Annotated in this window: 13 protein-coding genes; 5 read left to right on the top strand and 8 right to left on the bottom strand. The window is 46.8% G+C overall.

Annotated elements, in window-relative coordinates:
- Window positions 1-63: 63 nt before the first annotated feature.
- Window positions 64-297, top strand: a complete 234-nt coding sequence (locus tag DN599_RS15475) for a hypothetical protein (RefSeq protein WP_110458500.1) — start codon at window positions 64-66, stop codon at window positions 295-297.
- A 450-nt stretch (window positions 298-747) separates the two neighbouring features.
- On the opposite strand, the gene thiI is transcribed toward DN599_RS15475, so the two are convergent.
- The 3 genes from thiI to pomA all read right to left on the bottom strand — a co-directional run bounded on the left by thiI (window position 748) and on the right by pomA (window position 4,079).
- Window positions 748-2,202 carry a tRNA uracil 4-sulfurtransferase ThiI gene (gene thiI, locus DN599_RS15470; protein WP_110458499.1) on the bottom strand — a complete coding sequence of 485 codons (1,455 nt, stop codon included), beginning with the start codon at window positions 2,200-2,202 and terminating at the stop codon, window positions 748-750.
- 166 nt (window positions 2,203-2,368) lie between these two features.
- Window positions 2,369-3,307 (bottom strand): flagellar motor protein MotB, encoded by a 939-nt coding sequence (locus DN599_RS15465; RefSeq protein WP_110458498.1) that lies wholly within the window; start codon window positions 3,305-3,307, stop codon window positions 2,369-2,371.
- 4 nt (window positions 3,308-3,311) lie between these two features.
- On the bottom strand, window positions 3,312-4,079 hold the full coding sequence (gene pomA / locus DN599_RS15460; protein ID WP_110458497.1) for a flagellar motor protein PomA: 768 nt from the start codon (window positions 4,077-4,079) through the stop codon (window positions 3,312-3,314).
- Window positions 4,080-4,477: 398 nt separating this feature from the next.
- On the opposite strand from pomA, the gene xseB reads away from it, so the two are divergent.
- Genes xseB through dxs form a run of 3 tightly spaced genes read left to right on the top strand, consistent with a single transcriptional unit; the run spans window position 4,478 to window position 7,490 of the window.
- Complete coding sequence (gene xseB / locus DN599_RS15455) at window positions 4,478-4,717, top strand: exodeoxyribonuclease VII small subunit (RefSeq protein ID WP_110458496.1); 240 nt, start codon at window positions 4,478-4,480, stop codon at window positions 4,715-4,717.
- Window positions 4,718-5,599, top strand: coding sequence for a (2E,6E)-farnesyl diphosphate synthase (ispA, locus tag DN599_RS15450; protein WP_110458495.1), 882 nt, complete (start codon window positions 4,718-4,720; stop codon window positions 5,597-5,599). It begins immediately after the preceding gene.
- A 22-nt stretch (window positions 5,600-5,621) separates the two neighbouring features.
- A complete protein-coding gene (gene dxs, locus DN599_RS15445) occupies window positions 5,622-7,490 on the top strand; it encodes a 1-deoxy-D-xylulose-5-phosphate synthase (RefSeq protein ID WP_110458494.1) in 1,869 nt (622 codons plus the stop codon).
- A 101-nt stretch (window positions 7,491-7,591) separates the two neighbouring features.
- On the opposite strand, the gene grpE is transcribed toward dxs, so the two are convergent.
- A complete protein-coding gene (grpE, locus tag DN599_RS15440; RefSeq protein WP_110458493.1) occupies window positions 7,592-8,227 on the bottom strand; it encodes a nucleotide exchange factor GrpE in 636 nt (211 codons plus the stop codon).
- Window positions 8,228-8,327: 100 nt separating this feature from the next.
- On the opposite strand from grpE, the gene nadK reads away from it, so the two are divergent.
- Window positions 8,328-9,206, top strand: coding sequence for an NAD(+) kinase (nadK, locus tag DN599_RS15435; protein WP_110458492.1), 879 nt, complete (start codon window positions 8,328-8,330; stop codon window positions 9,204-9,206).
- A gap of 234 nt (window positions 9,207-9,440) precedes the next feature.
- Here the strand turns inward: nadK and DN599_RS15430 are convergent, their stop codons facing one another.
- The 4 genes from DN599_RS15430 to DN599_RS15415 form a co-directional block, all read right to left on the bottom strand.
- The gene (locus tag DN599_RS15430) at window positions 9,441-10,505 is read right to left on the bottom strand and encodes a TonB family protein (RefSeq protein ID WP_110458491.1); all 1,065 of its coding nucleotides are present in this window, start codon (window positions 10,503-10,505) and stop codon (window positions 9,441-9,443) included.
- 125 nt (window positions 10,506-10,630) lie between these two features.
- Window positions 10,631-11,971 (bottom strand): MATE family efflux transporter, encoded by a 1,341-nt coding sequence (locus DN599_RS15425; RefSeq protein ID WP_110458490.1) that lies wholly within the window; start codon window positions 11,969-11,971, stop codon window positions 10,631-10,633.
- A 106-nt stretch (window positions 11,972-12,077) separates the two neighbouring features.
- Window positions 12,078-13,166, bottom strand: a complete 1,089-nt coding sequence (locus tag DN599_RS15420; RefSeq protein ID WP_110458674.1) for a CobW family GTP-binding protein — start codon at window positions 13,164-13,166, stop codon at window positions 12,078-12,080.
- Window positions 13,167-13,338: 172 nt separating this feature from the next.
- On the bottom strand, window positions 13,339-14,610 hold the full coding sequence (locus DN599_RS15415) for a DEAD/DEAH box helicase (protein ID WP_110458489.1): 1,272 nt from the start codon (window positions 14,608-14,610) through the stop codon (window positions 13,339-13,341).
- Window positions 14,611-14,732: the final 122 nt, after the last annotated feature.

Raw genomic sequence — 14,732 nt, 5'->3', positions numbered from 1 at the left:
CCTCTACGACGAGAAAAGGGGGAGTGTCTAATCCCCAATAGCAATCGCTCGGAGACGATTAATATGATTAACTTTAAGACTGTTTTTGCCATGGCCTTGCTCTCTGGCTCGACTGTCGTAAACGCAGATGAAATCCTGGTAGATACTACAGATTTACATGCGTCGATCAGTGCAAAGTTAGCCGAAGGGTTAACCCAGATGCAACAAGATCTCAATGATGACCTCAACGCTATTTTAATTGCACATGAAGATGAGCAATTAAAGACCGAAGCCGTTAGCGCACAACTTGCAGAGTAGCACAAGTTGCATCACCCCGAGCAATAGTGCTTATTGCAAGTTATAAAAAGCCGCATATTTTAATGCGGCTTTTTTATTACCACTCATTATTGCCACTTATTCAACCTTTGAGCCAAGCAAAGTAGCTTATTGATAATATTATCAATATTCTTCTTGCACCATTATAGCCATCAGCTAGGCCCATTGATGACAGTGCCTCCCATTGTGACTTTGACCTCAGGAAGCCAATCGCTTAGCGTTACCATGTCGCTTTGTATCACTGTTTAAGTCAGCTGGACTCAATCAAGTTATACAAACTAAATCATCCTAATACACTGTCATGAAAGCGGTATCAAGTTACAGTCCAAATGAGTAGCCATGGTATGTTAACCAGAGTACATACAGGCTACCGAGTGAGCGTCAGATAACAAAAAGCCGCCTGTTAGGCGGCTTTTAAAAGCTAAATAACGATTACGGGCGATAAACCTTCACGTTATTATAGCCTTGCTCTTGCAGATACAAGGCTTGCAACTTACTCATTACCCCTCTATCGCAGTACAATAGATAGGTTTTATCCTTATCGAGGGCGGCAAACTGAGTGGCCAACTTAAAGAATGGAATGGTTTTAATCTCGACCCCTTCAATTGCTAATGGGCTCTGCTCTTGCTCTTCTGGAGCACGAATGTCGATGACAACCTCGCCACCACCAATTGAGTCAACGGTTTCAGTTGCCGTGATCTTAGTATCCATGCTGGTTGCTATCTCCCTAATATCAATAATTTCGGCATCGGCAATCACCCTATCTAACAGATCGTCAGAAAACTTAGCTTCTTCGGTCTCGATTTTTGATAATACCGCTTTTACCGTAGGTTTTTGTGAAATAACACCGCAGTATTCGGGTATCGACTTAGCGAAATCTTCGGTGCCAATTTGACGACTCAGATTAATAATATCTTGCTTATCCATCACAATAAGTGGGCGTAAAATAAGCATATCGGTACAGCGGTCAATCACATTGAGATTAGTCAAGGTCTGACTCGACACCTGCCCCATGGCCTCACCAGTCACTAATGCCTGAATACCCATTTTTTCGGCAACCCGAGTCGCAGCACGCATCATCATCCGTTTAAGGATAACGCCCATCTGACCATTGTCGACTTTTTCTAAAATCTCGGTCACGACAGGATCAAACGGGACTGAAACAAATTTAACCTTATGAGATTCACCGTATTTTTGCCATAAGTGGTAAGCAACCTGCTTTACACCGATCTCATGTTGATCGCCGCCAAGATTAAAGAAGCAGTAATGGGTTCGCGAGCCACGCTTAATAAACTGGTAACTCGACACTCCAGAGTCAAATCCACCAGACAACAAAGAAAGTACATCTTCTTGGGTCGCCATAGGAAAACCGCCGAGTCCGTCGATACGTTTTTCAACCAGATAAAGGTGTTCTCTATCGATCTCTAAGTTAACCGTCATATCGGGGTTTTTAAGCCTAACGCCAGTGGCGTCGGTAAACTGGTTCAAGCCACCGCCCACATACCGCTCAACTTCAATTGAGTTAAACTCATGCTTACCACTACGCTTTACCCTTACACAGAAGGTTTTTCCGGCAAGTTGGTCTTTATATAAAGCTAGCGTCTGCTGATAGATATCGTCAACCGACTCAAAGGTGCTCTCTTTAACTTGCAGCACATGGGCGATCCCAGGTATACAGGCTAAACGCTCGGCATATACAGCCACCATTTCAGGTTTATCAGCGGGTACCATAACCATGATTTTATCCCACTGGCGCTGGACTTTTGCGTCCTCATCGACCTTGCGCAGTACATTACGAATATTGGTTTCAAGCATCTTGGTAAACCGCATTCTTACCGGTTTGCTTTTCATCATGATTTCGGGAAACAGTTTTACGATAAATTTCATTGAAGTTCCGAGGGGGATAAATTTAGACAGCAATTTAGCCATTATATCAAGGTCACTGCACAAATGCCTATTATGCAGCGCTAAAAGATCGCAATTTTAAGCAGGATTAAATCAAACGAGCCCCATAAGGGGCCCGTTCTCGAATCGCTATGGTATGAGTCAACCGTTATTGTCCAACCCGGATCTCGTCAGTTTCTTTCGCTTTACCTTGCTCAATAGCAATTTCAACACGCCGATTGCGCGTACGATGTTCAGCCGAATCATTAGCCACCAAAGGGTCTGAGCTCGCCATACCGACCACTTTCATCCGTTGTGGTTTAAAGCCGTCGACTTTGATTAACTCATGGGCGACAGCCACCGCTCGTTTACTGGATAGATCCCAATTGGAGCTATAGAGTTCATTATTGATGCTCATGTCATCGGTATGCCCAGATACTGTCACCACACCGGGCACATCTTTTAGCAGCTCGCCAACACGGCGCACTACAGGCTTAAATCTAGGCTGTAAGAAGCCAGATCCCGATGCGAAGGCGCCTTTTTCACGAATGCGAATAATGATCTGTTGTCCTAATGATTCAATTTCAATCGCCCCATCAACAATCTCTTTATTGAGGGCTTGGGCCATTTTTTTGACTTGATCGTTAATCTGATCTTGCGAAGAGGCATCTTGCTGAGACTGAGCTTCGGCCTCGGCATCCGCCTGCTCTTGCGCGGTCGACGCTGCATCGCCACCCCGTTGAGCACCACGTTGCTGCTGTATACCACCAGCACTATCATCTTCCCCCGCCTGCACTTCAATCGTCGGCTCAGTCATCTCGTTGGTTTGCTGATTAATGATTTCAATCGGTGTTGGTTCGGGCTTGCCGGGGCGAAACTCTAGGGCAATAACAGAGGTTCCCTTAGGAATATCTTTAACCTCGACCTTATTCTGCACCCCAAAGGCGTATTTCATCGAGCCTGCTATCTGCTTAAACTTCATCACATCCATTTCTGAAAATGCCAGCAGCAGCACGAAAAAACACATCAGCAACGACATCAAATCGGCAAAGGTCGCCAACCATTTCGGCGCCCCAGGCGGACAATCGCATTTGACCTGCTTAGCCATACGACTATTCCCCGTCCGTTGTATCGATTGTGCGTTGTTTTTCTGATAAATAGTTTTTCAAAAAACCTTCAATCACCCGAGGGTTTTGACCATCTTGAATGGCTAATACCGCATCCATGATCAAGTTACGATTGAGCATCTCTTCACTCATACGCAGGGTCAATTTATCGGCAATCGGAATTGCTATCATATTGGCAATGATGGCGCCATATAAGGTCGTCAACAGGGCGACCGCCATCGCAGGACCAATAGACTTAGGATCGTCCATATTAGACAACATGGCCACCAAGCCGATTAGGGTGCCTATCATGCCCATAGCGGGGGCGACATCACCTAACGCCTTAAAAATACCAATCCCAATTTTGTGACGATCTTCTGTGAGCGAGATATCCTTTTCCAGTGCTTCACGAACCACTTCGCCATCGTGACCATCGACCAACATATCGACCGCTTTTTGCATAAAACTGTTACTAATTTCAGCCTCTTCCAATGCTAAAAAGCCGCCTTTACGGGCTGCATCAGCCATGGTAACTGACTGTTCAATCAGCTCATCTGGTTTATCGATTTTAAAGATAAAAGCTTTGGCGGCAATTTTTACTGCGCCTAAAAACTGCTTTAAGTTGTATTTCATCATGACCACAAACAGTGAGCCTATCATCACGATCAGTACCGAGGGCACATCAATAAAGATAGCAATGCCACCACTGGTGAACATGGCGCCGATAATAAAAGCAAACGCACCAATTAGGCCTATCAGTGTCGCTAAATCCACAACTCTTCCTTAATCTATAAAATGGCTGTCTCTAACTTAGTCATCAAAGCGACAAGAGTTAATCAGCTCGATAAAACGCAAAAAATAGGGCCTTTGATATTAACCCCCATACTTCCCTAACACAGGCAATTATACGATGTATCTCTGCCAGATAAAGTCATTATTGGCAACTTATCACCTTAACGAGCTACACCTGTTTAGGGTATAATACTCGACAAAATTGAGTCTTGATCTATTACCATTATCGGACAGCTTACACGCAAGTTTAGCTATAAATTCAATTTTTTATAAAAAAACCTCCTTAAAGCGTGCTGTTGCACAAATATACGGCAGCGTAATTTGACCCTTAAGGTTGACTGAGATACTTTGTGTGTCGCTAATTTCTTGGGAAAATCACTGTGGCTAAAAAACCTGAAAACCTCACTTTTGAAGAATCCTTATCCGAGTTAGAACGGATTGTCGGCGACTTAGAACAAGGTGATGTATCGCTCGATGACGCATTGAAACAGTTTGAGCGCGGTATCAACCTAGTCAGAAACAGCCAAGCAAAGTTAGAGCAGGCACAACAAAAAGTGTCTATTCTAACCCAAGAGCAAGATCAACCCAGTTTGCACCCCTATATTGCCGAGGGCGAATAATTGTTAACCGATGCGATAACCCAATATCAGCAGCGTGTCGATGACCAGCTGCGCCATTTTATTCTTGCTCAAGATGACACTGAGCCGAAACTCAAAGCCGCGATGGAGCATGGCGCATTACTGGGGGGCAAACGTATTCGGCCCTTCTTAGTGTACGCTGTAGGCGACATGCTTAATATCCCCTTGCAGCAGCTCGACGCCTGCGCCGCCGCCATCGAATGCATCCATGCCTACTCGCTTATTCACGACGACTTACCGGCCATGGACGATGATGCCTTGCGCCGCGGTCAACCGACAGTGCATATCGCCTTCGATGAAGCCACGGCGATTTTAGCCGGCGATGCTTTGCAGACCTTAGCCTTTGAAATTATTAGCCAAGAGCAGTCAGGCTTACAACCAAGTCAGCAATTGGCCATGGTGCGCTCACTGGCCAAGGCCTCTGGATATCATGGTATGTGTGGTGGTCAAGCGATGGATCTTAATGCCACCGATAAACAGATAGATTTAACCACATTAACACGCTTACATCGTTTAAAAACTGGCGCACTCATCCGCTGCGCAGTGGAATTACCTATCATTGCCGCTGGCATCACAGATACCGAACGCGATCTACTGTTAGAATTTGCCGACGCAGTGGGCTTAGCCTTTCAAGTTCAAGACGATGTACTCGACATTACCTCGAGTACCGAAGAGCTTGGAAAACCACAAGGTTCTGACTGTGAGTCCAATAAGAGCACCTACCCTAAACTGCTAGGCTTGTCTGGTGCACAAGCAACCGCTAAAAGTTTGATCCATGACGCCCTATCAGCGCTGGCTAAATTACCATACAATAGCCAGTTAATTGCCGAATTCGCCCGTTTTATCATTGAGCGAAGAGTATAATAAAGAGCCAAAGAATCTCGCTATGAGTTTGGATATAACGAAATACCCTGTGTTAGCACAGGCCAACACCCCTGATGAGCTGAGACAGTTGCCACAGGGCGTGCTCCCAAAACTTGCTGATGAACTCAGAAGTTTTCTGCTGCAATCGGTAGGCATTTCAAGTGGCCACTTTGCCTCAGGACTAGGCACAGTCGAACTCACCGTTGCCTTGCACTATGTCTATAACACCCCATTCGATAGACTCGTATGGGATGTGGGACATCAAGCCTATCCACATAAAATTTTAACCGGTCGGCGCGATAAGATGCACACCATACGTCAAAAGGGAGGCATACATCCCTTCCCTTGGCGTGAAGAAAGTGAATATGACACCTTTAGCGTGGGCCACTCTGGAACCTCCATCAGTGCCGCGTTAGCGATGGCCGTTGCGGCTGAAAAAGAGCAAGCCGGGCGCAAAGTGGTCGCCGTAATTGGCGATGGTGCCATGACTGGCGGTATGGTGTTTGAGGCGATGAACCATGCCGGAGACCTACACAACGACATGTTAGTCGTGCTCAATGATAACGAGATGTCGATTTCAGAAAACGTCGGCGCTCTCAATAATCATCTAGCCCAACTGATGTCCGGCCGCTTATACACCACCATTCGTGAAAGCAGTAAAAAAGTGCTTAAAGGGATGCCAGTCATCAAAGAGATGGCTAAGCGAACCGAAGAGCACCTTAAAGGTATGGTCGTGCCTGGCACCATGTTTGAAGAGCTGGGCTTTAACTATATTGGCCCTATCGATGGTCACGATGTCGATGCCTTAGTCGAAACCATGCGCAACATGCGCAATTTATCTGGGCCGCAGATTTTACATATCATGACCAAGAAAGGTCGTGGTTACGAACCGGCAGAAAAAGATCCCATAGGCTGGCATGCCGTGCCTAAATTTGATCCATCAACCTTTGCCAAGCCGGCTGCAAAGCCGTCAAATCCAACCTTTTCTCAAGTATTTGGCCGTTGGCTATGTGATATGGCAGAAAAGGATGACAAAGTCTTGGGGATCACTCCCGCCATGCGTGAAGGCTCTGGCATGGTTGAGTTTTCTCAACGTTTCCCGGCGCAATATTTCGATGCGGCGATTGCCGAGCAGCATGCAGTGACATTAGCCGCTGGCTTTGCTTGTGAAGGGTATAAACCCGTTGTGGCCATCTATTCAACCTTTTTACAACGCGGTTATGATCAGTTAATTCATGACGTGGCCCTGCAAAAGCTACCGGTTGTCTTTGCTATCGACCGCGGTGGTATTGTGGGTGCCGATGGCCCAACCCATCAAGGCGCGTTCGACTTAAGCTTTATGCGCACTGTACCTAATATGGTGATCATGGCGCCGTCTGACGAAAACGAATGCCGGCAAATGCTCTATACGGGCTATTGTTACAACGATGGCCCAACTGCCATCCGTTACCCGAGAGGCAGCGCCACTGGCGAGCCGCAAGTGGACACCATGACGGCGATGGAAGTGGGTAAGGGGTTGATTAAGCGTCAAGGCCAGAAAATTGCCATCCTTAACTTTGGCACAACTTTGGCTGCAGCAGATTACGCAGCCCAAGCCTTAGGTGCCACACTGGCTGACATGCGCTTTGTTAAGCCATTAGATGCCGAACTGGTTAAGCAATTAGCCACCAGCCACGACCTGTTAGTGACAGTGGAAGAAAATGCCATTATGGGCGGTGCGGGGTCTGGCGTATTGGAACTACTGCAACAACTGAAATTACCCATGCCGGTGCTCAATATCGGTTTGCCCGATGAGTTTATTAAACACGGTGAGTCGGCGGAGATTTTGGCAGAGTTGAAACTCGATGGCGAAGGGATTTTACATCAAATCAACGCCTATATCGGTGCGTGATCAGTCAGTATATCTAGTCAAATAGTGACAAAAAAATAGGCCTCAACTTGAGGCCTATTTTTATAATAACGTCTTTTTATACTAACGACATCGAATACCTATTAGGCTTGGGTATCGATTGAGCCTGTATCGGCCGAGTCAGCACTACCTTGCGACACCATCACCATGGCTGGACGCAGTAGACGGTCGTTAAGAATGTAACCTTTTTGCATGACCATCATGACAGTGTTTGCCGGAAAATCATCACTTGGCTGCATACCAATGGCTTGATGATGATCAGGGTTAAAGGCTTCACCTTGTGGGTTCAATGGTGATAGACCAAACTTTTCAACCGCTGTAGTAAAGCTCTTAAGCGTCAGCTCAACCCCTTCATAAATCGCCTTGGTGGTCTGATCTTCTGCATTGGTTCCTTGAAGCGCTCGCTCCATGTTATCAATAACAGGTAAAAGTTCATTGGCAAACTTTTCGAGGGCGAACTTGTGGGCCTTTTCCACATCCATGGCAGCACGACGACGGACATTATCCACTTCTGCAGCAGCGCGGATCACCGAGTCTTTCTGCTCTTCGACTTTCGCTTCTGCCGCAGCTAATGCTTGTTCAAGCTCTTCTATACGAAAATTAGCTTGGGTCAGCTCATCCATCAAATTTGCCGCATCTTCAACCACCTCGGTGTCGACTTCTGGCGCGATATTGTTATCAATCTGTGGCTCTTGTGCTTTATTTGATTCGTTGCTCATTGTTACTCCAGCTAAAAATGCTTTGTTTCTGCATACTCTGGGCATATTATGGGGATCAAATTTGAGGTTTCAAGCCCTAAGGCATGGATCAAAGACAAATATGAGCAAAGCGTTCCACACAATTGGCTTAATTGGCAAACCCCATCACATTGGGACACATAACACCCTGAAACAGCTACATCATTGGTTAACCCAAAACGGGTATGATGTTTATGTTGAGGAGAGAGTTTCCGCCGAAATAGGCGCCCATGTCAAATCGGTCGACTTACTGCAAATAGGTGAATACTGTGATTTGGCTATCGTTGTCGGCGGTGACGGCAATATGCTAGGGGCTGCGCGCGTGTTGGCTCGCTTTGATATTGGGGTCATCGGCGTCAACCGCGGTAATTTAGGCTTCTTGACCGATCTACCACCCGAGGGGTTTGAACCTGCATTAACGAAAGTACTCGAAGGGGATTATAAAACCGAATACCGTTTCTTACTCGAATCGGAAGTCCATCGTCACGGCAATGTAAAGGCCAGCAATACCGCCGTCAACGAAACCGTGCTCCATCCCGGTAAAATTGCGCATATGATTGAGTTTGAAGTCTATATTGACGATAACTTTATGTACAGTCAGCGCGCCGATGGCATGATAGTGTCGACCCCAACGGGCTCTACAGCCTATTCACTTTCTGCAGGGGGCGCCATTTTAACCCCTAATCTTGAGGCGCTCATTTTAGTGCCTATGTTTCCGCATACTTTGTCCTGCCGGCCGATTGTGGTCGATGCGTGCAGCACCATCAAACTGGTTGTGTCACCAGATAATGATGATGCCTTAGAAGTCAGCTGTGATGGTCATGTCACTTTAGCGGTACTACCAGGCGATGAAATAATTATCCGCCGCAGCAAGGAGCGCTTACATTTGATCCACCCAACGGGATATAACTACTTTAACGTGCTGAGAAGTAAACTCGGGTGGGGCAGTAAGTTATTTTAACTAAGTGTCTTGCTTATGGTTACAGCTCACAACGTCTCTCACCACTGTATCACGTCAATCATGGGCACTAGATACCTTTACCAGCTCAAAAGCCCATTAGATCTATCAGCCAGTGGTAAATCAAAAATAAGCCCTCGTCATTACGCGAGGGCTTATGAGTTAACTAGTTCGATTAAGTGCTTTAATAGCTGAAAACACTGCTTACTCAACCGCTTGAGTCATACAGAGCAAACGTTAACCTTGTACTTCAAACAATAATCTTACTGTGGTTTGCGCCGCAACGGGCTTACCATCGACAAACTTAGGCGCATAACGCCATTGCTTTATCGCCTTCAGCGACTCTTTTATAAATAAAGGGCCGCCTTCAGAGGCCACTGTAACCGGATCTTGGACAAACCCTTGTTCATCGACAGTAAATTCAATCTGCGACCATCCTTCGCGTCCAGCACGGATATAGGACATAGGATATTGAGGCGACGAACGAAACAGCGGCGTTTGCTCTTGCTGATCATCCCAAGGCGTCATACTACCAATCGCAATACAGTGTGCTGTGGCCTGCTCGCTCTCGCCCTCATGCTCATATAGCTCGACTAAACGTGCATGGGCTGACAGCTTATAGGGATGACTAAAATCGAGCACAGCAAACTGCTTGACCACCTCTTCTAGATGGCTAATAGCATCACTGTATCGCTTTTCACTCGCCTTTATCACGCCAACGTAATAAGTTGCCGTTATCCGGCGGATATCATTATTAGGCAGCTGCTGATAGATCTCATAGGCATCTAATACATCACTGCGAATATCACGACCGTAATATTCCGTCGACACCAACGCCTTAAAAGCCAATAACTTGACCTCGGCGGTAAGTAACAGGTTATCGCTTGTCTGTGCAATGGAGATAGCTTCTTTAAACAGCGACTTTTGCTCTTTAGACGCCGATATGGTTTGCGCAGCGCCCAGTAGTGGGTCGATAACCTCAATGGCATCCGCCCCAAAATATGACCTATAAGTCTCTAAAACCTGCAAAAACTGTTGATGTGCGGCCTCGAGATCGCCTTTGGCCTGCAAGGATGTTGCCCAATTCAATTGCAGGTGAGTAATGTCGATAGCGCCAGGCTCAAAATACCCCTGACCGAGCAGATAGGTTTGCTGTGCATACTGCTCAGCAGCCTGAATATCTTTAACTTCAATGGCGTGTTGATAAGCGGCATAACTGTCGCTAAAAGGTGAGGCGCCAAGCGATGCAGAATTGATTAACAGTACTGCACTTAGCGCCAATAGCGGTAATTTTAAAACCATATAAACAAATATCCTTATTTGTGAAAATAAACTAACGCAGCTTTTCCCTGCTTTATATTAGGTAAACTCGACTTATTTTAGACAAGCATTTCACTGGTTAAAAGCCATCCTATCAGCCTCCCCAATTATTGCAAACTCTTGTAAAGTGAGCTTAATCGCCTAACCATCCATAAGGTCAGTAAGGCGCTACAACACGCCAAAGAGATCCACACGCCTGTCACCCCAAACGCCCAAGCAAACAGATAAATAATAACGGCAATTAATATTAACTTGCTGCCGGTTAACATGGCCGCGTCTTTAGGGCGATTGATCGCCTGGAAAAATGCCGCGCCGGTAAGAATAACACCTTCAAAAGGCAGTCCCCAAAAATAGAGCCGCATCCCTTCGATAGCCACAGGTGTTAACTCAGCATTATCGCCGGCAAAAATATACACTAAATATTTCGGCAGCAGATAGATAAACAATAGACCTATGACCGCCGTCACTAAGGTCATCAAAGTCGCAATCTTGAATGTCTGGAACACCCTATCGAACCGGTTAGCTCCCGCATTAAAGCTGAAAATGGGTTGCGTGCCGAGCGCTATCCCTTCAAAAATCAAATAAAATAATGCCTCGGTGTAACTCACCACTCCATAAGCGGCGACATGTATTGGCCCACCGACCCATAAAAACGCCATATTATGCAACGTTAAGACTATCGAGAGATACAGGTTCATTAAAAAACTGGGAAAGCCCACTTTAACAATGTTGAAGCAGTGATCTAGAGTCAGCTTCATCTGCTCAATATTGATACCGAGACGCGTTTTTGCCGTAAAAAAATGTTGCAGACAAGCCAAGCCTGTCACTGCTTGACAGATCATGGTAGCAATGGCGGCACCTGCTAGCCCGAAAGGAAACACCACAATAAACAGCCAATCGAGTAGCGCATTAAGGCAACCGCTGATGATCAATACCCAAGTTACAAAACCTGGACGACCATCGTTTCTTAACAGCGCTGCAAACGCGATGGCCAAAATAGGAAACACACCTAATGCAAAATACCAAAACAGGTATTCATAGGCGCTGCGCAACACTTCTCCCTCGGCGCCCAGCCAAATTAAGATATCACGACTGAAAAAGGTGCCCACCAGCGCAAATAAAACGCCGGAAATTAAACAGAGGGTAAAGGTATTACCGAGTATTTTTCGCGCTCGCGCTGGATCATTGCGTCCCAAATTGATAGACACTAATGAGGCGCCGCCCATCCCCAACAGCGCACCAACGGCATACAAAATCGCCCCAACCGGATACGCAAGCATCATTCCGGCCAAGCCGACTTCACCCAGATAATGGCCAATAAACATGCCGTCTATCACCATATACACCCCAGTCACTAACATAGATAAGATCGTGGGGATGGTGTAACGCCATACTAATGTTGGGATGGGTTCTGTCGCTAACGATTGATCTTGTGGTACGTCTTGCATAGTCAGTTATCTATCTGCTCAGTAAAAAGACAAAGAAATCATATTAACCATTCACGATAACGCGGCACTAGCCGCTAACTTACCGACAATGTTAGGCGCTACGCCGTTAAACGATGTCACGCTTAGCAAGCGACAGCAGTTGCTGCTCGGTTGCGGATATAGTGATCGGCTGGCGAGAAATCAACTCAATACGAGAGTCCAGCGCATCATCAAGCTCAACAACCTGTAGCTGCTGATCAACATAGTTAAGGGTGGCAATACCCTCATCGCAAATTAGTAAGGCTTTTAAACGCAGGCAGTCCTGACGCTTTACCCAGGCGACAATGGCTTCAAAGTCGAATTCATAATGGCAATCAAATACCCAGCCAGCACTGTATATCCCCTCATGCTGATTATCATTGCGATAGATTCCAAGCTCATCAAACACTATGGTCGGCGGCATGGAGGGCTCGGATATGCTGGAAAGTGGGCTCAGGGGCGAGACAGAAAAGAGTGATGGGCTTGAGTCTGGCGAGTTTACTGGCGCTTTAGTGGGGGCCAGAGCACCAACGCTATCTCTATCACAATCTAACACCTGCTCAGCTAACCGATTAAATAACGCCGGAGTTTGGCTCTCTTGCTCGCGGGTTAAGTTGATTGCTTGCACTGGCGCGCTAATAGACTGCTGGGCAAGAAAGGTGTGCAACTGTGCCAAATTCTCATCTGCCGCTAAATCACCTTTGGTGACAAAAATCAGGTCGGCAACGGCTAGCTGTTGCTTAAAAATATCGCTTTCTCGATAGCGGTTGTCGCTCACCTTACGTGCATCCACTAAGCAGATGGTACTTTTTAAGGCGATCACCTGCTGATAATGCGGCTGGCTCAGGGTATCGATAATCGCTTTAGGATGCCCAAGCCCTGTAGGTTCAATCAATAACCGGTCGGGCTTAGCTTGTGCAAGCAACTGATTCACCGCCACTTGAATAGGCACGCCTGCCGCGCAGCAAATACAGCCACCAGCCACCTCTTTTATTTGCACCTTACCCGATTGCTTGCCGATAAAACTGGCATCGATACCGACCTCACCGAACTCATTAACTAACACAGCCCATACTTGGTTAGCGGGCTTATTCGCTAATAAATATTTAATGAGCGTAGTCTTACCCACACCTAAAAAGCCGGTGATCACATTGGTTGCAACGGGCTGAGTTATTATCGGTTTACGCATCTTATTCTCGCTATGGTTGCATTACGGTCCGGCTCATCAGCTTGGCTAACCTTTAGGCTAACCAATCTTGTATCAACTGATAGACTCGTCGACGAGTTAACTCATTGCTATCGCCATGGCGCAGTATCGGTAGCCTAGACGACAATGTTGCCAATCCCCCTTATACCTTGCGCGACTTATTAGCCCGTCGGCTGGCATAACTGTGATGTTGGTTGTCGCGTGCTGAAGGGCGCTTCGCTCGCTTGGGTTTATGTGATGGACTGGTCGTTTCCAGTTGCAACTCGCGGTAACGGGCAGGTAGCGGCGCACCTATCTCATATCCAGGCACTATGTGTCTTGGCAAGGTTTGTCCAATTAAGGCTTCGATTTCTTGTAGCATTTTTTCATCATTTAATGCCACAAATGAGATGGCATGACCAGCTAAACCTGCGCGGCCGGTGCGGCCAATACGATGCACATAATCTTCGGCATCCAGCGGTAATTCAAGGTTAATCACCAGTGGTAACGCCGCGATATCCAGTCCTCTAGCGGCAACGTCGGTTGCAACCATCACTCTGAGTTCACCCGATTTAAACTGCTCGAGCGCCCGATTTCGTGCTCCTTGGGTCTTATCACCATGGAACACGGCATTTTTTATACCGTCTAGTTTTAGCTCTTTGTGCAATGTCTCTGCACTCTCTTTACTGCTGACAAAGACCAATACTTGTTGCCAATTATTACGCCCAATTAGTTCGGCCAAGAGCTCGGCTTTACGGCGCTTATCTACCGGATAAACCTCCTGCTTTATATTGGCTGCGGTGGTGTTTTGCGTCACATTGATCCACTCGGGATCGTCTAGCATCTTAGTGGCTAGCACCTTAATCGCCTTGCTAAAGGTCGCCGAAAATAGTTGAGTGGAATGGCGCGGGGCGATATGATTTTTAACTCGCTCAATGTCTTTAACAAAGCCTAAATCCAACATACGGTCGGCTTCATCGATAACCAGCTGCTCGACCGACGACAGATCCAAGCCATGCTGGCCTATTAGGTCAAATAAACGTCCTGGGGTGGCAATTAAAATATCGACCCCCTTTGCCAGAGCCTTACGCTGAGGGTTAATATTAGCGCCACCGTAAACCGCCAATGACGTTAATGGCGTCAACTGACTGTACTTGGCAATACTCTCGCCCACTTGTATCGCTAATTCACGGGTTGGCGTCAGCACCAGCACACTAAGCTGGCCTAATGGCCTGTCACTCTCAAGCAGCTTGTGTAGGAAAGGTAGGCTGAAGGCCGCTGTTTTACCCGTGCCCGTTTCGGCGCAGGCCATCACATCACGGCCTTGCAATGCAATCGGAATCACCTTGCCCTGCACTTGGGTTAATTGTTGATAACCGCATAGCGCTGTCGCTTGGATAAGCAGAGGATGCAGAGGGAGTGAATCAAAATTCATAATGGGCTCGATGGTCAATGGCTATTGGGTCAAAACTGAGCGCGGAGTCTATCAAAAACCGCGCCATAAGGATAACGATTCAACATGATTAGACTGTCACTGGCCGTTAATATAGAGCGCTA

The organism is Shewanella algidipiscicola, from assembly GCF_900380485.1.
Lineage (GTDB): Bacteria > Pseudomonadota > Gammaproteobacteria > Enterobacterales > Shewanellaceae > Shewanella > Shewanella algidipiscicola.
The sequence above is the reverse complement of the archived record's forward strand: the minus strand, read 5'-3'. Positions and strand labels throughout refer to the sequence as shown.